Here is a 20,005-nt window from a genome sequence, read left to right as displayed (position 1 = left end):
GCGCTCATAGCTCAGCTGGATAGAGCACTTGGCTACGAACTAAGGGGTCGGGAGTTCGAATCTCTCTGAGCGCACCACTTGAAGAATTAACCGCTATATATAGCGGTTTTTTTGTGCCTATTTTTTGTCATTTCTATTCAAAGCCGGTGCTCGTGGCAACCAGCTTTGAAAAGAATTAAAAAGTAGAAAATTAGCCAAATGTTTTAAAACGATTTTCATCTTCAATAAAAGCTTTTTCTCCGGCTTCGCCTTCGATTGAACCAAATACTAATTGAGCTCTTAATTTCCAATGAGCGGGAACATTAAATGTAGCATTAATTTTCTCATCAATGATTGGATTGTAGTGTTGTAAAGAAGCCCCAATACCTTGTTCAGCCAGTACGTTCCATACTGCAAATTGTGCAATTGCTGTTGAGTGCTCAGACCAGATTGGAAAATTATCTGCATATGCTTCAAATTGTTCTTGTAGACCTTTAATCACATGTTGGTCTTCAAAAAATAAAACTGTACCTGTACCTGCCGCAAAACTTTGAATTTTCTGTTCAGTTCCAGTTAGGGCTTCTGCTGGAATAATCGTTTTTAATACATCTAAAACAATATTCCAGAAATTTTGGTGGGACTGATCAAATGAAATCACAACGCGAGAAGACTGGGAGTTAAATGCAGATGGGCTATGTTTTACAGCCTCTTGAATTAATTTTTCAATTTCAGCTGGGGATTGTTTTAAGTTCTTTCCTATTGAATAAATTGAACGACGTTTTTTAATTAATTCTAAAAAGCTTGGTTCATTTGAAAGGTTCGTCTCTTGAGTGGCTTGCGTAACCACATCTTTTGAGACAGTTGCTTTTTGATTTAAGCCAAATAATTTTGCAAAAAAAGACATGAGACATTCCACTAAGAAGGTGATGCTTTTATTGTAGAAATTTTAAAAAGTGAAATAAGCTCAAAAAATATGAATCTACGTTCCATATATGCAACGAAAAATATTTTGCAACTGAACCATAACTGCTTCTTTTAAACAAAACAAAAAATAGCCTTTGATTCATTTTAAAGCTGAAATGAATATGCTCTAATAGTTTCGATTTATTGAGTATTGATGCATTGCAATGACTGAGCAAAAAACAGCTTTATCTTTACGTTACTATTTGAATTTAGAAGAATCACAAGATGGATTTTCGTTAGTAACATTTGGGAAAAAACAATTTACCCGTTTTCTAACACCTGCGATTAGTATTGCAATTATTATTTGGGGACTTTATTTAGGTTTCTCTGGGGTTGGCCGATATTATGTCGGATTAGGCTTGTTTTTTCTGGTGATGCAAGGGCTGATGCGTTATTGGCTTTTACCGATGCTATTTAAACGTCAATTTGTTCGTTACCAGTTTGGAAAGAGTGAGCAGGGAATCGACCTTTATCAAGATTATTTTGAGCTTTATTCCAGTGAACGTAAGCAAGTAGTGCAATATGCGGATGTGCAAACCTTTGCTAAAGGTAAGCTGACGTACATGCTTGAGTTAAAAAACAAAACTGTAATTATTGTGCCAAAGCGAGCATTTGCACAGGTTTCAGATCAAACGATATTTGAAAATACATTTAAGAAATAAATTATTGGAATTATTAGCCGCAACAACAAAGGAAGCCTCATGAATACACGTCCTTCAAAAATCGTTTGCGTAGGCAGAAGCTATGCTGATCATGTCAAAGAATTAAATAATGCTATGCCTGACAAGCCGATATTATTTATTAAACCACCTAGTAGTTTGATTGGTTTAAATGACGGTATTTCCTGGAATCCAGCTTGGGGCAGTTGTCATTTTGAGTGTGAATTAGTTTTACGCATTGACCAACCTTTAAAAGGTGAAACAGATCCTGCAAAAGCATTAAAAGCGATTGGTGCGGTGACATTAGGTCTCGATTTAACAATGCGTGATTTACAGAATGATCTGAAAAGTAAAGGTCACCCATGGGAACGTGCAAAAGCTTTTGATGGTGCTTGTGTATTAGCTGACTGGGTAGATTTGAGCGAAATTACCGATTGGCAAGAAACTAAATTCACTTTCCATATTAATGATGAGTTACGTCAAGATGGCAATACGGCATTATTAATGTTTACGATTGGTGATCTATTAGCTGATATTAATCAGGTCTTTTCACTAGAACCGGGTGATGTAATTATGACAGGTTCACCTGCTGGTGTTGGGCCATTACACTCGGGTGCTCAGTTAAAAATGACATTAAAAGGTGCAACGCAAGATTTTGTATGGAAAACTTTTGTGAAAGCATAATCCACTCTTAAATTTGCCAAGTTTTAACCCTATTATTTTTTCAATAATAGGGTTTTTTATTGTCTAGAAGTGGAAGATATTTATATTAATAAATCGCCTTATTTTTCTATTTCTCTTCAAAAACTGTTGAAAGAGGAATAGAAAGTTTTGCAGCTAAATAATCATTAGACTCAATGAGTGCTGGTCCAATTTTTTCCATCCATTCATCGTCATCATGCACATTTTGGACATCTTGACGTAAAGGCAATGGATACGGAAGGGCTGTGAAAAAACTCCAGAAATCAACTTGGGATAAATTACGCGCTAGAACATATTCATCTTTATCAGTACGTTTAACTAAATTTTGTTCTTCTAGTAAAAGCACATAAGCAGGCCAGCGACCAATTTCTCCACGGCCTAAAATTTCTAAAGCTTCTTTATCACTTACACTTTCACCCAGCTTTTGCTTTTTATAAAACAGCTCAAGAATATCTAATAACATTAGAACAGGGTGTCGTTTTTGCTCTTTACCTGAGTGAAAAGCAGTTAAAGCAAAACTAACTTCTACGCCCAGTAAAATAATATTCCATGAAAGAAAGATCCATAACAGGAAAATAGGTACTGCTGCAAATGCGCCGTAGATCAGTTCATAGCTGGTGAAATTTGACATTACGAAGCTGAATAGGTTTTTGAGTATTTCAAAAAGTACAGCACTTAAGCAAGCCGCTATACCGGCTGCATAAACTGGAACTGTTCGGTTCGGAATAGTCCAATACAAAATAAAAAAGCCAACAATGGTCAATAAAAAAGAAATCAACCAGAGTATGAATGATCCATCAAGTTGATATCCTGCAAAATTATTGCTGAGAATATTCATGGAAGCGACAGTCGAGGAAATGACGAATGCACTTCCTAAGATAATCGGACCTAAAGAGATGATGGTCCAGTAACGCATAAAACCCATAATGCCACTACGAGTTTCTTTTACGCGCCAAATGCGATTAAAGACGGTTTCAATTGAGGTCAGCATTAAAACGGTAGTGACGAATAAAAATAGCACACCAATAACGGTCAGGTTACTCGATTTCTCTGTGAAAGCATTTAGAGCTTTATCAAATGCAATAGTGCTCTTAGGTAAAAAATTACTATAGATTAAATGTTGGAGCTGTTGTCTTGCAGGTTCTAGCGCTTTAATTGAAGAGATAATAACTAAAAAAACCGTTAACATCGGCACAACTGCGAATAGTGTTGTATAGGTGAGGGAACCAGCTTGTTCACGGCACCGATCAGCTTCAAAACGTTTAAATACATATAAAACGAACTGAAACCAGGTTTTATTATAAAAAGGAAGCTTACTTAAAAAACGTTGTAACATGCGTTGTCTATCCCGATTTTTTTAATCATCATGTTGGGCGATTAATAGCTTATCAAAGTATGAGCTGAAGAACTCAAATCGTAGATTAAAGCAAAATAATAACTTATAGAATTAAAGTCGTTCTGTAAGTTTACTATGCGCTATAGAAAAAATTGTAGCCATAATCTTTTCAGAAAAGTTGACTTTCTGTTGTGTGATCATAAGATTCATCAAAAGTTGATGAACCTTTTACTCAACGAATTTGAGAAATTTGCTCGTGTTGCCTTTAACGCTAAACAATCAATCACCTCTAGAATTTCATAAAATTGGTTTCGCCAAAAAAATAAAAAATACCGTATAGTGTTCTTTTTAACAAAATTTATGAAACCGATGCAACCTTACATTCTTGTACTCTATTACAGTAAATATGGTTCTACTAAAGAAATGGCGCATTTAATTGCCAATGGTGTTGAGTCTGCGGGTATGTCAGTGAAAATTCGGACAGTGCCAAATATTGCTCCGGTCGTCACGGTAGCTGAACCAAGTATTCCAGCAGAAGGCGATATCTACTGTACGTTAGATGATCTAGCGAATTGTGCAGGTCTGGCGTTAGGTTCCCCAACTCGCTTCGGCAATATGGCAAGTGAAATGAAATATTTTTGGGACCAAACGACGAGTCTTTGGCTCAATGGAGCATTACATAATAAACCTGCTTGTGTTTTTACTTCTTCTGGATCAATGCATGGTGGGCAGGAGAGTACTTTACTCACGATGTTGCCGCCGTTATTTCATCACGGGATGATGATTCTGGGATTACCAAATGCAATTCCAGCTTTATCTAACACTAAAACAGGTGGAACACCGTATGGGGCAAGTCATGTAAGCGGACCCCGCCATGACCAGAGCTTAAGTCAGGATGAAAAGATTTTGTGTGAAGCTCAAGGTAAGCGTTTGGGTGAAGTTGTTAAAAAGCTGGTGGTTTCTCTTTAAACAGCCAAAAAAAAGAGCGGATATCCGCTCTTTTTTATTTGCACAATTTATTCTTTTACAAAAGTAACTTTACCATCTGTAAGAGAAAGAACACGTGCTAATGACTCAACTCGGTAGCCTTTTTCAAGCAATAAATCACGGCCCGGTTGGAATGATTTTTCAATCACAATACCAACCCCCACAACTTCTGCATTTGCTTGGTGAATTAAATCAATTAGTCCTAATGCTGCTTGGCCATTCGCCAAGAAGTCATCAATAACTAATGCTTTATCAGTTGAATGAAGGTGTTTGTTTGAAATCGCAATCGTGCTTTCCGTTTGTTTAGTAAAACTAAATACTTTAGAGCGATATAAGTCATCTTTTAACGTCAATGACTGATATTTACGAGCGAAAATTACAGGTACACCAAGTTCCAAACCTGCCATGATTGCAGGTGCAATACCTGATGCTTCAATGGTAATAATCTTGGTAATCCCTGCATCTTTAAAGCGAGCGGCAAATTCTTTACCAATCTGCTGCATTAATACAGGATCAATTTGGTGGTTTAAGAAAGCGTCGACTTTCAAGACTTGATCAGATAGAACGATACCTTCTGTTAAGATTTTCTGTTCTAGTGCGTGCACGGGAGAATCCTCTAGACGGATGCTTTTAAAGCAAATGCGTATTTTAAAAAGCATCCGAAAAAATGCAAGCTTTAATTCGTTTTACCTGTATAACTTGTTAATAACAGGCCATAAGAAGTTTTACCATCAACATGGCTGACTTTAACTGGTAAGTAGTCCAATTTAGGTGCTAACCAGAAAATAGTATTACGGTCTGGTTTGCCATGTTCTAAAACAACTTTTACGGTATCGAATGTGCCATAAGAAGTTTTAATTTTCTCATTACCTTGTTTTACAAAACGGCGATTTTCAACTTCTTTTGCATCGGCAAGAGGGTATGAAGTTTTAAGAGAACCATTTTTTAAATCTTCACGCACTTGTAATTCTGCATTTAACTCATCAAGTACACCAGCCTGCCAAGCAAATGAACGAGCTTTATCATCTTTCTTGGTAGAAATAGTTTTGCTGTTTGGATTAAAGTTAATATTCATAGTGTTGTTATGAATCAAAATTTTGCTGGTACGGCTAAAACTTTGAGATCCAATTTTACCATTAGCAAAACTAAATTTACTTGTTTCACTTGCTGAAGCAATTCCACCTGCTTTTGCCGTGAAATTATAAGTCCAATTATTACCTTGCTGGCTTAAGGTACGTGTAGCCGAACCCATACCTTTATTATTATAAGTGAACTGATAATTTGCCTGAAATGGGCTCATGGCAAGTGCATGGCTTGAGAAACCTGCAAAAAGCAAAGTTGTTGAAATACCTGTTGCGATGCCAAACGATTTCAGAAATTTTGTTGCCATAAGTAAATATCCTTGTACAGACTGAAAGTCAGTGCTGATGCATCTATAACTTAAACATATTATGCCTGTTGATCATGGAGAAAAAATCAGGATTTATGCTAAATGTGTAATCTATTTGTGTTTTTTGGCAGTTAATTCATTTTTATTCATCACAGCGCTATACATCTTTTTGCTGGATTGGTGTGATTTCAGAATCTTCTAATTCATCTTCAAAATCATCGTCCTGATCACGGTAAAGTAGGGCTGCTAAATTCACATTTCCAAATACGACTAACTCAGCCTCACGAACTCGTGCGTAATTTACATGCACTTTACTTAATGTCTCGATAATACTAGCCTTTTTACCAAACCAGCGATTGAGATCAAGGAATATGAGTTCATCACGTTCTTCTGCTACATTAAAACGTTCCAGAATCATTCCTAAAGGATCTTTTTTCAAAATTTTATGGTAGTAAAACACTGCGGCTTTTACGGCAATCTTCTGCCAAAAGTTTTTATATTTCGCTTCAATAATTTGTGTATTACTAATTTGTTCAAAAACTAAAAGCTGTTGTTCTTGATTAAATTCCATCTGAATCAGTTTTAAATCAACAGATAGTGTCGTCTCTAAGCCTTTTACATGCATGGTTGCATATAACCTTAACCAGTCATGATAAAGATCCGCGTGGAGGTCATCTAGAAATTCAACATTATTGGTAACATAACGTTGTAAAGTGGCATTCAGAAAGGTTTGTGATAACGTAAAATCTCTTTCTTCTTCAATGAATGCTTCTGCTTTTTGGTAGACCTTTTTAAGGCGTCTGACTAATGAGGAAAATAGCGTTTGCATAAAAGAACTTCCAGAAGATAATTTACTTAAGAACCAACACAATCTTTATTATGATAAAAAACGAGTTTTGATATTGCAGTGTAACAAATTTAATTGATACATTTTGACAAAATGAAAATGGATAAAACTCTATATTTGAAGTGAATCACACTTTTATCCATATTTGAATATCAGTTTATATTTTATTCGGTATTAAACCGTGGGGATAAGGCATTTATATGCTTTTAAGATTATGTTGAACAAAAGAAGTCTATCCATAGAGCCTTTTTACCATTGGTGGCAAGACCGAGTCTTTATTGCTGCAACAATATTGGCAATCTTACTGCATGTTTTTGTGTTGCTCATCCACTTTGCCATGCCTAGCCCGTCAGAGCAATCTACTAAAGAAATTGCAATTTCAATTCGATCAAGTAATGAGCCAGTTCAGCAGGCAGACTTTTTGGCACAAGCAGACCAGCAAGGTTCGGGCACATTTCGTGAAGCCCATCGTACCTCTAGTGATACTCCAAATCCGATGCCTAATGATGCTTCAACTGGAAATGCAGAGTTAGAAAGTTTGCAAAAGGTTCAGCAGCAAAGAGAGCTTAAATTTGAAGAAAAAGTCTTAATGACTGTTTTGAGTTGGCAAAAACAAGCTGATGCGAGTCAAAGGAAAAAAGAACTAGAACAATTACAAAGTCAATTTCAGGCAAAAGCTGCGATGGTTGCGAGTCTTGAAGCACAATATTTACAACGTAGACAAGATTTCAGTCGGCAACAAAAAATCAAAACAGTAGATGGAATTCAAGCGAAGAAAGATGCTTCGGCTGCTTATTTAGATAAGTTCCGTGAAAAAGTAGAGTTGTATGGTAATCGCTATTATCCAGAAGAAGCCAAACAACAACAGCTAAGAGGTGAAGTCCGTTTAATGGTGATTTTGAATGCCCAAGGCGGAATACGTGCAATTCGATTACTTGAAAGCTCAGGGCACTCAATATTAGATGAAGCAGCTAAGTCTTCAGTACGTCGCGGCGCACCATTTGGACATTTCGATGCCAATATGAAAGATATTTCTGAATTACGTATTGTACGTACGTGGCGTTTCGATCCGGCTCAAGCAGAATTTGAAGTACATTAATAAAAAATGTGGATAAGTTTTAGCTTATCCACATTGATTATAATTAATTAGAAAAAATCCCATCTGAAGACAGATTATGTTTTTCTTCTAATCAATAATGATTAAATCTGTTCTTGGTAAGGATTTTCGATATTCAGCTTTGCTAGAATTTCGACTTCAATCCCTTCCATTTCCTCTGCATCTTCATCACTGGTTTCATGGTCATAACCAAGCAAATGTAAAACACCATGTACTAAGAGATGTGCAAAATGGTTTTGGGCAGTTTTTTTCTGTTCTAAAGCTTCTTGTAATACCACTGGAATACAAATAACTAAATCACCTAGAGGTAGGGCATCTAGCATTGGTAAAACTTCTTCAGGAATATCACTTGGAAATGATAAAACATTAGTTGGTTTATCTTTCTCTCTATATTGCAGATTAAGTTGTTGGCTTTCTGCTAAATCGACACAAGCAACGCCAATTTCGCAATCTTCTTTATAGCCAACGTGGAGTAAAGTTGTCTCAATAATTTTTTTGAGTTGAGCTCGTTTGAGCTCTAACTCAGGTGATTGAAAGTCTTGTTGTAAACTTAAACTGATTTTCAAAATAAATCCTTAAGCATCCTGATGTTGCAAGTCTGCTGCTGTATCGTTTTCAGCAACTAATGCTTCTTGACGTGCTTTGCGTTCAGCACGTGCTTCAGCATTAAGACGCTGTTGTTCACCATCCCATCCTTCATACGCTTCAACGATTTTTTGAACCAGTTGGTGACGTACAACGTCACGGGAATGGAAACGGGTAATATGAATTTCTGTAATATTTTCGAGTACGCGGAGTGCGTGTGCCAAACCAGATTGTTGACCTCGAGGTAAATCTACTTGGGTAATGTCACCTGTAATCACTGCACGAGAGCCAAAACCTAAACGAGTCAAGAACATTTTCATTTGTTCTGGTGTTGTGTTTTGAGCTTCATCCAAAATGACAAATGAATGGTTAAGTGTGCGCCCACGCATATATGCAAGAGGCGCAACCTCAATGACTTGACGCTCGATTAACTTAGCAACTTTTTCAAAGCCAAGCATTTCGTAAAGTGCGTCGTAAAGAGGACGTAAATAGGGGTCAATTTTCTGGGTTAAATCACCAGGTAAGAAACCCAGCTTTTCTCCAGCTTCTACAGCAGGACGTACAAGTAAAATCCTCTGGATTTCGTTACGTTCTAGCATGTCTACGGCGGCTGCAACTGCTAAATAGGTTTTACCTGTACCAGCAGGGCCTACACCAAAAGAAATATCGCTTTGTAAAATACGTTGTACATAACGTTTTTGATTGGCACCACGTGGATTAATGCGGCCTTTTCGGGTCTGGAAATAGACATCAAGCGGCGCATCGTGTTCATCCATTTCGTCACCAACTAACTCGAAATTGCGTTCAGTTTGTGACGATTGAATGAGCAGGTGTAATAGATCAGCACTGATTTGCTGGGATACCTCAGACTCTTCGTAGAGTCGTTGCAATAATGCTTCGGCTCTCCCAACAGCATCTATTTCACCATCTATGTGAAAAACATCTCCACGATGAGTAATTTTGACATCTAAACGCTGTTCAATTTGCTTCAGGTGCCCATTATAGGCACCTAGAATGCTCTTTAAACGTTCCATTGAAATTTCAGGAAATGTTACGGTACGTCGAATCGCTGCAGTCAAGAGAAAACCTTTCAGTAGACTTTAGAATACCTCTACATTACGCCACGTCAGGTTCAAGATTCAAGAGCTCACCGTAAACAAAATTTAAAGTTTTAATTTCAGTAATCTCGATCTCTGCAAAACGACCAACCCAAGTTGCATCACCAACGAAAGTGACTAGACGTGTATTGTCAGCAGTACCAATTAAAATATTAGGGTCCTGATCAGATACTTTTTCAATAAGTACACGTTCAATTTTACCTAACATGGCATCTGTTTTTTCAATACTAGACTGCTTAATGACTTTCTGAACTTGAGCTAAACGCTCTTTTTTAACTTGCTCAGGTGTGGTATCTGGCAAATCTGATGCCGGTGTACCTGGGCGTTTCGAATAAACAAAACTATAAGAATGGTCAAAGTCTAAATCTTTGATAAATTGCAATGTTTCTGCAAAATTTTCATCAGTTTCACCAGGGAAGCCAATAATAAAATCACTTGATAAATGCATATCTGGACGAATTTTGCGTAGCTTCGCAATTTTATCGATATAAACATCAATCGTGTGATTTCGCTTCATTGCCTGTAAAACGTCATTCGAACCACTTTGAACAGGCAAGTGTAAATGTGACACCATTTGAGGTAAATCTTCATAACACTGAATTAGCTCATCAGAGAACTCAAGTGGGTGCGATGTTGTATAACGTAAGCGTCCAATACCCGGAATTTCTGCAACGAGTCGTAACAATTCAGGGAAGGTACAGATGCCACCTTCGAAGGTTTCACCACGGTAACCATTTACATTTTGACCAAGAAGTGAAATTTCACGGACACCTTTTTCAGCAAGGCCTGCAATTTCTGCAAGTACATCATCTAAAGGTCGAGAAACTTCTTCACCACGTGTATATGGAACTACACAGAAAGAGCAGTATTTAGAACAGCCTTCCATAATAGAAACAAATGCTTTAAAGCCTTCTACGCGTGGTTCTGGTAAAAAGTCGAACTTTTCAATATCTGGGAAAGAAATATCAACGAGTTTGATTTTGTCTTTTTTAGGTTTTTCTACTTGAGCATTATGTTGATCAAGCATTTGTGGTAAACGGTGTAGTGTTTGAGGGCCAAAAATCATGTCTACATAAGGCGCACGTTTTTGAATATTGTCACCTTCTTGAGAGGCAACACATCCACCGACACCAATCACAAGATCAGGATTTTTGTCTTTTAGTTTGCGCCATCGCCCTAATTCACTAAATACTTTTTCTTGTGCTTTTTCGCGAATAGAACACGTATTCATGAGCAGGATGTCTGCTTCATTAGGGTTGCTCGTTAAAATGTAACCGTGAGAGTCCCCTAAAAGGTCTGCCATACGGTGACTGTCATACTCATTCATCTGACACCCTTGAGTTTCAATATAAAGTTTTTTTATTGAAACATCAGTGGTGTGCGTTGGCTGGGTAACAGTGTTTTCTGAGGCAGCTTTGGCACCATTGGGAATGAAGGTTTGAACCGTCATGCAGGCTCCTAACAGATCGATCTAAAAAAGAATAAATTTGCCCAAAATGGGTCAAACCATTCATTATAGCAGTATTTGGACCGAACCGATAACAGTAAACCTTTAGAAGGTGACACCGTTTTTTTGAAGTAAATTATGTGAATTTTAATGATGTTGAATCATAGAGTTACATAACACAACAAAAGAAAGCACGAAGACTAATTAAACTATGCTTTGAAGGTGAATAGTCAGGGTTTAACACATTTATGAGACCAAGTAGAAAGAGCTCATCAATCCATAGTCGTGTAATGAAAAATAAATATATGCATCGTAGCTGGTTAGGAGCTATGTGTTTACTTGGTTGTTCATTTACCTATGCTGCCGAAGAGCAGTTCAATGATGCATTAAATGCTGCAAATAGTGGCAATACCGCGTTATTAGACCAATATCAGCTGGCTATGCAAAATGATGTATTGGGGTACTATCCAGAATATTGGAAACTTAATACCAATCTTGGCTTTCAACCTTCAGCTTCGATTGTAAGTTTTGCTCAACGTTATCCTCAATCAGCAATGGCTGAGAAATTGGCAGCCGATTATGTTGAAGAAAAAGTTAAACAAGCTGACTTCGCATCTGCACAACCTTTACTATCTTATGTCACCAATCCAGATCAGGCAGAAAACTGTGCATTGGCACAGGTGAGAGCCAAAACTGGTGATGCATTAGTTTTTGCTGAATATAAAGATGTATGGTTAGCCACCGAATCGCAACCTGAATCTTGTGTGGGGCTTGGACGCTTGATGTTATCTAGCCCATTAATGAGTCAGCAAGATAAGCAACAGCGCCTTTGGGTGCAGTTACGTTCTGGTTTAACAGGGCAGGCCCTTGCTACGGCGCAGACTTTAGGTATGAATCTGTCCTTGGCTCAGCTTAATCAAATTCAGGCTAACCCACTCAATTATTTGTGGAGTGCACCTAAAACAAATGATACAGACTATGCTTATTTGATTTTTGCATTAGGTCGTTTGGCTAATAATGACTTACCTAATGCTTTTTCGAACGTCCAACGTGTCGCTCAAGGTACACCAGAGAATATACAAAAGTATTTATATAGAACGGTGGCTTATATTGGTGGCACCACGGTTATGAAAAATAATTTCAATCGTGAAGTTCTTCAATATTTTGATGCAAGTTACGGTTACCCTCTAAGCCCTGAAGAAGCTGAAATTTATGCGCGTCAGGCAATCCGATTTGGTGCGTGGGAAAGTTTAATTCGTGCCATTGATGCTATGAGCGTGACACAAAAACAAGAAGATCGCTGGCAATATTGGCTTGCTCGTGCAACAGAGCAGCGCAATGACAGTAATTCAAAAAATACTGCGCAACGTATTTATAAGAAGTTAGCTGAAAGTGGTGATGACTATCACAACCTTTTAGCTAAAGATCGTTTGGGTGAACGTTATAATCACCAACCTTATGATGATCAACCAACAGCAAGTGATTTAAGACGTTTAGATCAGAATGTTCACTTTAATCGTGCTTTTACTTTAAGACGTATTAATGCAAATCCGACTTATACCAACCGTGAATGGAATTGGGCAGTTCGACAAGCTTATCTTCAACATGATGATGGTGTGTTGTTAGCTGCTGCAAAGCGTGCTCATGATATGGGATGGTATGACCGTGCGATTTACGCAGCAGATCGTACAACAAATAAACATAATGATACGTATCGCTATGTGACACCCCATAAGACTAATGTCGTAAGTCATAGTTACAATGCAGGAATTGATCCAGCGTGGGCTTATGGTTTAATGCGACAAGAAAGCCGATTTGTTACCTCCGCACGCTCTCACGTTGGAGCGGGTGGACTTATGCAAATTATGCCCGATACGGCAAAGTTGATTGCACGTCAAATGGGCGAAACCTATAATCCAGCGGCATTAAATGAAATGAATACCAATATTCGATATGGTACATTTTATTTGTCGATGATTCAGGGACAATTAAGCAATAATCCAGTTTTGGCAACGGCAGGTTATAATGCTGGACCTAATCGGGCAAGACGTTGGCAACCGGACTTTCAATCAATTTCGGCTGATCAATATACAGAGACAATTCCATTGTTAGAAACCAGAGACTATGTCAAGCATGTTATGACGAATGCAACACATTATGGTGTGATATTAGGGCAAGGGGCTCAATCATTATCACAACGTATGAAAGTCATTCCAATGCGTACATCGCCTTAAGTTTAGGTGGTTGATGATGGATCTTCTTTTAATTGGCATATTCAAGTTTTAATTAAATGAAATATAGATATTTGGAACTTCGTTCAATTTTGCAACTTGCATGGTGGCTTATCTGTGCAGGGGTAGGATTGATGAGTTCCGTTTTGCATGCCGAACCTGTTAATTTACAGGGATATGTTATGCACGTACAAATGACACCTGCCGCATGTGCGTTAGATCCCTCTAAACAAAAACAACGTAAATGTCTTGAAGGATATTCACTGACAATTACAGGCCTTATGCCAGAAACAAATCAGACTGATTGTTCAACAGAAAGTTCGGCAGCTCTTTCCCCATTGCAAGCCAAAGTCGTAGCTCGGGTCATGCCTGACAACAATGCGCGTGTACAGCTTTGGAAAAGTGTAGGGGGATGCGTTCCTATGAATGCAAGTCAATATTTCCGGACAGTCATTAATTTTGCTGAACGTTTAAAAATTCCAGCTAGCCTTACCAGTTCGACAAATGTTGAAATTCAACAGTCGGCCTTAAAACAGCAATTTACTCGTCTTAATCCGAGCTTGCCGCAAAATGGTATTCGTTTGACTTGTCAGTTATCACGTTCAGATGTTGTTTTGACGGAAGTGAAGGTGTGTTACACGGTAAAAGGCCAATATAAACAATGTGCAAATCATGTTGTATCGAATTGCCCTGGTGAAATCACGATTAAAGGTAGTTACTAAAGGTAACTATCATTTCGTGAAAAAATGCTGACCATACATTGAATCTATTTGTAAAGGTTAATTTGTATTTTCTATCAGACTTTTGGTGAAAATGAGTCGCTTTTACATGCATCTGCCACATCTTTAGAGTACAATCTTTGCCGTTTATGATGATTTGGTTAGATGGAATTCCTATTTAGCCCGATTAAGGACACTCATTGGAGACAATTACATGAAGCAACCCGTTCGTGTTGCCGTGACTGGCGCTGCAGGTCAAATTGGTTACAGCTTATTATTCCGTATCGCAAGCGGTGAAATGTTAGGTAAAGATCAACCTGTTATTTTACAATTGCTTGAAGTTCCAGTTGAAAAAGCTCAACAAGCGCTTAAAGGCGTAATGATGGAACTTGATGACTGTGCTTTCCCTTTATTGGCTGGCATGATCGGGACTGATGATCCGAAAGTTGCATTTAAAGATGCTGACTACGCTTTATTGGTAGGTTCTCGTCCACGTGGTCCTGGTATGGAACGTGCTGACTTGTTAAAAGTTAACGGTGAAATTTTCATCGGACAAGGTCAAGCATTAAACGAAGTTGCTAGTCGTGACGTTAAAGTATTAGTTGTAGGTAACCCTGCAAACACTAACGCTTACATCGCTATGAACTCTGCTCCAGACCTTCCAGCGAAAAACTTTACTGCTATGTTGCGTCTTGACCACAACCGTGCGTTGACTCAAGTTGCTCAAAAAGCTGGTGTTGCAGTTGCTGATATCGAACACTTAACAGTTTGGGGCAACCACTCTCCAACAATGTATGCTGACTACCGTTTTGCAACTGCAAATGGCGAAAGCTTAAAAGACAAAATCAACGATGCGGCATGGAACAAAGATGTGTTCCTTCCAACTGTTGGTAAACGTGGTGCTGCGATTATCGAAGCACGTGGTTTGTCTTCTGCTGCTTCTGCTGCTAACGCTGCAATTGACCATATGCGCGACTGGGCACTTGGCACAAACGGCAAATGGGTAACTATGGGTATTCCATCTGACGGTTCTTATGGTATTCCAGAAGGCGTTATGTTCGGTTTCCCTGTAACAACTGAGAATGGTGAATACAAAATCGTTCAAGGTTTAGAAATCGATGAATTCAGCCGTGAGCGTATCAACTTCACTCTAAACGAGCTTGAAGAAGAACGTGCAGCAATCGCTGACATGTTGAAATAATTTATCTTTTTGATAAGTTAAAAAAAGCACTCTTTTTAGAGTGCTTTTTTATATTTAATCATTTGAAACAAAACACAAAAAACAACAAGAAAATATAAACATTCTCATGCATATAAAAAGGTTTTATTGTTAGATTAGTTAATAGATGATTTAAAACAAGTTATAGGAGAATAACAATGTTTGAACAGCAACCTACTTTAGAGCTTTTATTTGATCAGCTGGGTTTAGATTCAGATGAGGCAAGCATCGAAAACTTTATCAAAACACATCAATTGCCTGCTGAGCAGAAATTGCATGAAGCCTCTTTTTGGTCAAAAGGTCAAAGCGATTTTTTAAAGAGCCATTGGGAAAAAGATGATGAATGGATTGTGGTAATTGACGAACTTAATGAACAACTACATGAAGATAGTGTGAAAAAATAAACGAATAAAACAAAGGCCTGTTTTATATTCAATATATAAAACAGGCCTAATTACATTAACTGTTTAATGTGTCTTTATTTTTAATTGATCCTTATACCATGGCTCATGACGGACAAGGTCAAATACAGGTTGGCCATGAAGTAATGCTAGATCACACGTGCTTGTTGATAAATATTTAGTTAGCCAATGGCGTGTCAATGCCGACTCTTGTCGAGCGGCTGACGCATAAGCCAAGAAGAAATATATATCAGCATGTTCATGATGTGCTAATGGCTTCAAAATTTGTTGAGTAATCAACGCAAAACGTTTTTCTTTATTTAATTCAAAATAAAACATATACGCTTTGGCCAAGTGTAGAGACAAATTAAGATATAAGCTCAAAGGCATTTCTTCATATTCCATACGAGCTTGTTCAAGCAAAACAATCGCTTCTTGTAGAAAATGAAGTTGTTCTTGGCGAACACGACTTAATACGACAAGTTGCATGCGTAACTCGGCACGCTCCAAAGCAAGTTCAGGCGTATTTTCAGTCAAATAAAGTTGGTCTGTTTCACCAATTCGGTTCACAATTGTTTTACTTTCAATAGACATACGCCATTACCTTCTTTAATCAATAGCTTTTATATCGGGTTCATTTACCAAATTTAAAGAGTAACCATTAAACCCAAATCGAATTTCCGCTACGAAGCCAAGCTGTGATAGAGAGTCTTTGTTGTTTTGAAGTTAATACTTCATGTAATAAATTGCTTTGAAATATTACAAGTCGATTTGGCTCTGGATTAACGATATGCCACTTCTCATTTTTATCTTGCAGTCGTAATTGACCACCCCAATCTTCTTGCCATTCTGGATGTAAATAATAAACGGTTGAGATAATACGATCATTTTTTTGTTGAGGATTGTCTCGGTGTAAAGCATAAAACTCACCCAAACCATAACGGGCGAAATGAGCTTCCACTTCTTTAATTCCTAAATAGAATGCTTGATTTAGATTTTGTGAAAAAGAAGTCAAGGTTTCAATATGTTGCTGAGCAATAGGAAGTTGATAATTAATCCAGAGAATATGATCGCTACGGATATTACTCATCACGCCGTTTTGAATACCAGCTTCTCTAAATTCATCAATATGATGGCTACACTCGTTAGCGACTTGAGCGCGATATTGATCCGAATAGGCTTGATTAATAATCGCAAAGCCATGCGTATTTAAATCATCTAGAATTTGATCCAGATCCCATGAGTCCGGAAGCGGGTGAGAGAGCATATAACCTCGAGTAGATCGTAAAAATATCAAGCCGCTCTATTTTAGATGATCACAACCTTACGAAAGAATATTTTTTTCATGTTAAACTATTTGTTGAATTGAGGAATTAAAGTCAACATGAATTACCGTCACCATTTCCATGCGGGCAACTTTGCAGATGTTATGAAGCATGTGCTTTTGCTACAGCTTCTCAACCGTTTAAATGCTAAAGATAAACCTTATCGTTATATCGATACGCATGGAGGTGCAGGAAAATATGATTTATCTCTGGCGCCTGCACAAAAGTCTGGAGAGTTTCTTACAGGCATTCACCGTCTAGTTCAAATATCTGAAATGGAAAAGCGTCAGGCACCTGAAGCAATCCAACAATATTTGAAGTTGGTAGAACAGCTACGTTCTGAAGAAGGCAAAGGCAGTTATCCAGGTTCACCATGGTTTGCTTTGCAAGGCATGCGTGAAATTGATAAAGCAACAATTTTTGAAATGCAACGAGATGTCTTTCAACAATTGCGACACAACATTTATGATAAACGTGCAGGTTTACATGAGCGTGATGCCTATGAAGGATTGCTCGGCGTAATTCCGCCAAAAGAAAAACGTGGTTTGGTCATGATTGACCCGCCTTATGAATTAGAACGTAAAGATTTTCCGCAATTAGTTGAACTGTTACAACAAGCTCATAAGAAATGGCCAACAGGTGTTTTTGCAGTTTGGTATCCAATTAAAGACCGAGCGATGATTGAACGTTTTGAAAAGAAAATGTTTAAAACAGGAATTCGCCGTCAGTTGGTCTGCGAAATTTGTGTATGGCCAGATGACACACCTGTAGGCTTGAATGGTTGTGGTCTATTAGTGATTAATCCACCTTGGCAGTTCTCTGAGCAAGCTGACCAGGCTCTACAGTGGTTATTCCCGCATCTACGCATGCAAGAAACTGGTGGTCACGCTGCTGTTCGCTGGTTAGTAGGTGAGTAACAGTTAACTTAAATCAATGCACATGTTTGGAATAGAAAATAATGACAAATGCGCCTAAACCAGAGCAAGATTTAACTCATAATGAACATTCATTTGATGGGATTACATTCGAAGTGGTTGAAGAAGAGGATAATCCGGAAGGACAAAAAGTGAAGCGCCGAGGTATTTATCTTTGGCCTAACTTAATTACGACAGCCGCTTTGTTGTCTGGTTTCTATTCCATCATTGCAAGTATGAATGGGGATTTTACCCAAGCTATTTATGCCATTTTTATAGCAGCGCTTCTAGATGGTCTAGATGGTCGAGTTGCTCGCGCGATTGGTGCACAAAGTGCTTTTGGCGAGCAATATGATTCTCTTTCTGATTTATTAGCTTTTGGTGTGGCTCCGGCAATGCTGATGTATAGCTGGAGTTTGCATGATTTAGGCCGTATTGGGTTAGCATGTTGTTTTGTTTATACAGCATGTGCAGCTTTCCGTTTAGCACGTTTCAATGTACAAATTGGTGTTGTTGATAAGCGCTATTTTATTGGGATTGCAAGTCCACTCGCTGCCATTATCATTATTTCCCTTGTTTGGGTTGCTCGCGATTATCCTTTCATTTTTGATTTACGTGATATAGCGATTAAATCCATTAATGCCGTGATTATGGTTGTTGTGGGGTTGCTCATGATTTCCAATATTAAATATTACTCTTTCAAACAAATGGATCGTAAACGCGTTCCCTTTGTAGTTATGTTGCCAGTAGTACTGATTTTTGCAGCAATCACTTATAATATTCCAATGGGCATTTTGACTGTTTCAATTCTCTATGCTCTTTCTGGTTTTGTTACGACACTATTTGCACGCAAGAGTAACGAAACAATAAAAACATAAAATAGAAGAGGTTCAGTATGCCTAAGTTGATAAGTCAAATTAATCAATTACAGCAGCTGGGCCTGAATGCCAAAGAGGGGGTTGTATATCAGCCTTCTCGCGGCTTTTTTAAAATAGTTTATCAAGGCTTAATCCTTCCAAATCTTCCTGCTCCACTGCGTTACTTTAATTACATTAGTCTAGTTGGGCAGCCACGAATTCCCCTTTGTTATAACGCTCACACCATTACAACTTCGGCAATTGATACTGCAACTGTGCTTGTAAGTAATAGCCAACATAGTGTGGGACACTTAAAAACTTATTCTATTCGGCGGCAGTGCGAGTTTGACTCAGAACAATACAAGTTTGATAAAACAGACTTGATTGAGTGGAAAATCCCAAAGATCCATCTTCAGAGATTAGACCTAGAAATGGGTTGTAATCTTACTATTCATATTTCAGAAAATATCTCTAATAATTCTGCATTGCAGTGGGGTGTTTCGGACTATTGGTCAACACTATGTTTATGTGAAGGTGAAGTTTTTTATAAAGGGCAAAAGTATCAAGTTGAAGGGTTGGGACGATTTAAACACGCAAGAGCCCTGCATTTACCGTTCTTATCTTTATGTTTTTACACATGCCAAATTATTAATTTAAATGAAACGACTCAGCTTGCATTTTCACAAATAAGAAATCAGTGGAATATCATCTTATGTTCAAGATTAGATATTCAAGAATTTGGGAAGCCTGTTGAGAGCTTTACTGAAGATGTAAATTTACATATCCATCGCGTTTATCCAAAAGTTAGAACACCGAACGGTAAAGAGATGTATTTACCCAGAGAATTTTCTTGGCAGTGTAAAAAAAATGGAAAAATTATTTTTGAACTCTATGCACAAAGCCGTGGTGACTACAAGTTTGGATTAGCTGCTGGATATGTAGGAAGCTTTCAATACCAATTAAGTTGGAATGAACAATGTCTGCAAGGTGAGGGGGGATATTGTGAATATATTGATTGTCGCCCACTTAGGTGGCAGGAAAAGAATCAAGACGAGAAAATTTTAGATAAATTGATGCTTTTACAACCATGTTTATATAAAAAATGATTATTTTTAGCATTTTTGATTAAAAAGCGAACTGTCGTTGCAGTAATGTTAAAAAAGGGGTTGTCAAAGGTTATTAATGGTCTATAATGCACATCCATCGGCG

At 37.9% G+C, this 20,005-nt stretch carries 20 protein-coding genes, 1 tRNA gene and 1 pseudogene; 12 read left to right on the top strand and 10 right to left on the bottom strand.

Going from position 1 to position 20,005, the window contains the following annotated elements; translation table 11 throughout:
- Window positions 1–77: transfer RNA gene (locus ODQ17_RS18420), tRNA-Arg, on the top strand.
- Window positions 78–190: 113 nt separating this feature from the next.
- Here the strand turns inward: ODQ17_RS18420 and ODQ17_RS18415 are convergent.
- Window positions 191–883: a nitroreductase family protein gene (locus tag ODQ17_RS18415; RefSeq protein ID WP_322905478.1), complete on the bottom strand. Its 693-nt coding sequence runs from the start codon at window positions 881–883 to the stop codon at window positions 191–193.
- A 223-nt stretch (window positions 884–1,106) separates the two neighbouring features.
- Here ODQ17_RS18415 and ODQ17_RS18410 point away from each other — a divergent pair, with 223 nt between their 5' ends.
- Both ODQ17_RS18410 and ODQ17_RS18405 read left to right on the top strand, forming a co-directional pair.
- Window positions 1,107–1,604 (top strand): YcxB family protein, encoded by a 498-nt coding sequence (locus ODQ17_RS18410; RefSeq protein ID WP_005301331.1) that lies wholly within the window; start codon window positions 1,107–1,109, stop codon window positions 1,602–1,604.
- Between the two features lie 39 nt (window positions 1,605–1,643).
- Window positions 1,644–2,285: a fumarylacetoacetate hydrolase family protein gene (locus ODQ17_RS18405; protein ID WP_322905475.1), complete on the top strand. Its 642-nt coding sequence runs from the start codon at window positions 1,644–1,646 to the stop codon at window positions 2,283–2,285.
- Window positions 2,286–2,391: 106 nt separating this feature from the next.
- Here ODQ17_RS18405 and ODQ17_RS18400 read toward each other — a convergent pair whose 3' ends face one another.
- The gene (locus ODQ17_RS18400) at window positions 2,392–3,639 is read right to left on the bottom strand and encodes a YihY family inner membrane protein (protein WP_016140126.1); all 1,248 of its coding nucleotides are present in this window, start codon (window positions 3,637–3,639) and stop codon (window positions 2,392–2,394) included.
- A gap of 360 nt (window positions 3,640–3,999) precedes the next feature.
- Between ODQ17_RS18400 and wrbA the strand changes: the two genes are divergently transcribed.
- A complete protein-coding gene (wrbA, locus tag ODQ17_RS18395; RefSeq protein ID WP_023274375.1) occupies window positions 4,000–4,608 on the top strand; it encodes an NAD(P)H:quinone oxidoreductase in 609 nt (202 codons plus the stop codon).
- A gap of 47 nt (window positions 4,609–4,655) precedes the next feature.
- Here wrbA and ODQ17_RS18390 read toward each other — a convergent pair whose 3' ends face one another.
- The 3 genes from ODQ17_RS18390 to ODQ17_RS18380 form a co-directional block, all read right to left on the bottom strand.
- Window positions 4,656–5,231 carry a xanthine phosphoribosyltransferase gene (locus tag ODQ17_RS18390; RefSeq protein ID WP_004789579.1) on the bottom strand — a complete coding sequence of 192 codons (576 nt, stop codon included), beginning with the start codon at window positions 5,229–5,231 and terminating at the stop codon, window positions 4,656–4,658.
- A gap of 71 nt (window positions 5,232–5,302) precedes the next feature.
- On the bottom strand, window positions 5,303–6,016 hold the full coding sequence (locus ODQ17_RS18385) for a DUF3108 domain-containing protein (RefSeq protein ID WP_004789577.1): 714 nt from the start codon (window positions 6,014–6,016) through the stop codon (window positions 5,303–5,305).
- Window positions 6,017–6,173: 157 nt separating this feature from the next.
- Entirely contained in the window at window positions 6,174–6,845 is a 672-nt protein-coding gene (locus tag ODQ17_RS18380) for a hypothetical protein (protein ID WP_004789576.1), read from the bottom strand.
- A gap of 232 nt (window positions 6,846–7,077) precedes the next feature.
- Between ODQ17_RS18380 and ODQ17_RS18375 the strand changes: the two genes are divergently transcribed.
- Window positions 7,078–7,962, top strand: a complete 885-nt coding sequence (locus ODQ17_RS18375) for an energy transducer TonB (RefSeq protein WP_005301340.1) — start codon at window positions 7,078–7,080, stop codon at window positions 7,960–7,962.
- 101 nt (window positions 7,963–8,063) lie between these two features.
- On the opposite strand, the gene ybeY is transcribed toward ODQ17_RS18375, so the two are convergent.
- From ybeY to miaB, 3 genes are read right to left on the bottom strand one after another with little or no spacing between them, the layout of a single operon-like run.
- The gene (gene ybeY / locus ODQ17_RS18370) at window positions 8,064–8,546 is read right to left on the bottom strand and encodes an rRNA maturation RNase YbeY (RefSeq protein ID WP_322905473.1); all 483 of its coding nucleotides are present in this window, start codon (window positions 8,544–8,546) and stop codon (window positions 8,064–8,066) included.
- Window positions 8,547–8,555: 9 nt separating this feature from the next.
- On the bottom strand, window positions 8,556–9,644 hold the full coding sequence (locus ODQ17_RS18365; protein WP_004789570.1) for a PhoH family protein: 1,089 nt from the start codon (window positions 9,642–9,644) through the stop codon (window positions 8,556–8,558).
- Between the two features lie 37 nt (window positions 9,645–9,681).
- Window positions 9,682–11,133 (bottom strand): tRNA (N6-isopentenyl adenosine(37)-C2)-methylthiotransferase MiaB, encoded by a 1,452-nt coding sequence (gene miaB, locus ODQ17_RS18360; protein WP_005301343.1) that lies wholly within the window; start codon window positions 11,131–11,133, stop codon window positions 9,682–9,684.
- 287 nt (window positions 11,134–11,420) lie between these two features.
- Between miaB and ODQ17_RS18355 the strand changes: the two genes are divergently transcribed.
- From ODQ17_RS18355 to ODQ17_RS18340, 4 genes are all read left to right on the top strand, one after another.
- Window positions 11,421–13,364 (top strand): lytic transglycosylase domain-containing protein, encoded by a 1,944-nt coding sequence (locus tag ODQ17_RS18355; protein WP_107882056.1) that lies wholly within the window; start codon window positions 11,421–11,423, stop codon window positions 13,362–13,364.
- Between the two features lie 56 nt (window positions 13,365–13,420).
- Entirely contained in the window at window positions 13,421–14,083 is a 663-nt protein-coding gene (locus ODQ17_RS18350) for a ribonuclease T2 family protein (protein WP_004789563.1), read from the top strand.
- 211 nt (window positions 14,084–14,294) lie between these two features.
- Window positions 14,295–15,281, top strand: coding sequence for a malate dehydrogenase (locus tag ODQ17_RS18345; RefSeq protein ID WP_003653591.1), 987 nt, complete (start codon window positions 14,295–14,297; stop codon window positions 15,279–15,281).
- Between the two features lie 176 nt (window positions 15,282–15,457).
- Window positions 15,458–15,703, top strand: a complete 246-nt coding sequence (locus ODQ17_RS18340) for a DUF2789 family protein (RefSeq protein ID WP_002119522.1) — start codon at window positions 15,458–15,460, stop codon at window positions 15,701–15,703.
- A gap of 63 nt (window positions 15,704–15,766) precedes the next feature.
- Here the strand turns inward: ODQ17_RS18340 and ODQ17_RS18335 are convergent, their stop codons facing one another.
- Window positions 15,767–16,294 carry a hypothetical protein gene (locus ODQ17_RS18335; RefSeq protein WP_322905470.1) on the bottom strand — a complete coding sequence of 176 codons (528 nt, stop codon included), beginning with the start codon at window positions 16,292–16,294 and terminating at the stop codon, window positions 15,767–15,769.
- Window positions 16,295–16,361: 67 nt separating this feature from the next.
- Window positions 16,362–16,967, bottom strand: a complete 606-nt coding sequence (locus ODQ17_RS18330; RefSeq protein WP_322905468.1) for a 2OG-Fe(II) oxygenase — start codon at window positions 16,965–16,967, stop codon at window positions 16,362–16,364.
- 117 nt (window positions 16,968–17,084) lie between these two features.
- Here ODQ17_RS18330 and ODQ17_RS18325 point away from each other — a divergent pair, with 117 nt between their 5' ends.
- The 3 genes and pseudogenes from ODQ17_RS18325 to ODQ17_RS18315 all read left to right on the top strand — a co-directional run bounded on the left by ODQ17_RS18325 (window position 17,085) and on the right by ODQ17_RS18315 (window position 19,912).
- A complete protein-coding gene (locus tag ODQ17_RS18325) occupies window positions 17,085–17,942 on the top strand; it encodes a 23S rRNA (adenine(2030)-N(6))-methyltransferase RlmJ (RefSeq protein ID WP_004789560.1) in 858 nt (285 codons plus the stop codon).
- A gap of 41 nt (window positions 17,943–17,983) precedes the next feature.
- Complete coding sequence (pssA, locus tag ODQ17_RS18320; RefSeq protein WP_004789558.1) at window positions 17,984–18,817, top strand: CDP-diacylglycerol--serine O-phosphatidyltransferase; 834 nt, start codon at window positions 17,984–17,986, stop codon at window positions 18,815–18,817.
- Between the two features lie 17 nt (window positions 18,818–18,834).
- A pseudogene (locus ODQ17_RS18315) lies at window positions 18,835–19,912 on the top strand (DUF6670 family protein).
- Window positions 19,913–20,005 lie beyond the last annotated feature (93 nt).

The sequence above is a fragment of the Acinetobacter sp. IRS14 genome, assembly GCF_034650275.1.
Lineage (GTDB): Bacteria > Pseudomonadota > Gammaproteobacteria > Pseudomonadales > Moraxellaceae > Acinetobacter > Acinetobacter oleivorans.
Note: the sequence above shows the minus strand (reverse complement) of the source record. Positions and strands in the feature narration are given on the sequence as shown.

Coding starts and splice junctions, on each gene's coding strand:
- ODQ17_RS18415 (WP_322905478.1), bottom strand. CDS start 883: ATGTCTTTTTTTGCAAAATTATTTGGCTTAAATCAAAAAGCAACTGTC.
- ODQ17_RS18410 (WP_005301331.1), top strand. CDS start 1,107: ATGACTGAGCAAAAAACAGCTTTATCTTTACGTTACTATTTGAATTTA.
- ODQ17_RS18405 (WP_322905475.1), top strand. CDS start 1,644: ATGAATACACGTCCTTCAAAAATCGTTTGCGTAGGCAGAAGCTATGCT.
- ODQ17_RS18400 (WP_016140126.1), bottom strand. CDS start 3,639: ATGTTACAACGTTTTTTAAGTAAGCTTCCTTTTTATAATAAAACCTGG.
- wrbA (WP_023274375.1), top strand. CDS start 4,000: ATGAAACCGATGCAACCTTACATTCTTGTACTCTATTACAGTAAATAT.
- ODQ17_RS18385 (WP_004789577.1), bottom strand. CDS start 6,016: ATGGCAACAAAATTTCTGAAATCGTTTGGCATCGCAACAGGTATTTCA.
- ODQ17_RS18380 (WP_004789576.1), bottom strand. CDS start 6,845: ATGCAAACGCTATTTTCCTCATTAGTCAGACGCCTTAAAAAGGTCTAC.
- ODQ17_RS18375 (WP_005301340.1), top strand. CDS start 7,078: ATGTTGAACAAAAGAAGTCTATCCATAGAGCCTTTTTACCATTGGTGG.
- miaB (WP_005301343.1), bottom strand. CDS start 11,133: ATGACGGTTCAAACCTTCATTCCCAATGGTGCCAAAGCTGCCTCAGAA.
- ODQ17_RS18355 (WP_107882056.1), top strand. CDS start 11,421: ATGAAAAATAAATATATGCATCGTAGCTGGTTAGGAGCTATGTGTTTA.
- ODQ17_RS18350 (WP_004789563.1), top strand. CDS start 13,421: ATGAAATATAGATATTTGGAACTTCGTTCAATTTTGCAACTTGCATGG.
- ODQ17_RS18345 (WP_003653591.1), top strand. CDS start 14,295: ATGAAGCAACCCGTTCGTGTTGCCGTGACTGGCGCTGCAGGTCAAATT.
- ODQ17_RS18340 (WP_002119522.1), top strand. CDS start 15,458: ATGTTTGAACAGCAACCTACTTTAGAGCTTTTATTTGATCAGCTGGGT.
- ODQ17_RS18335 (WP_322905470.1), bottom strand. CDS start 16,294: ATGTCTATTGAAAGTAAAACAATTGTGAACCGAATTGGTGAAACAGAC.
- ODQ17_RS18330 (WP_322905468.1), bottom strand. CDS start 16,967: ATGCTCTCTCACCCGCTTCCGGACTCATGGGATCTGGATCAAATTCTA.
- ODQ17_RS18325 (WP_004789560.1), top strand. CDS start 17,085: ATGAATTACCGTCACCATTTCCATGCGGGCAACTTTGCAGATGTTATG.
- pssA (WP_004789558.1), top strand. CDS start 17,984: ATGACAAATGCGCCTAAACCAGAGCAAGATTTAACTCATAATGAACAT.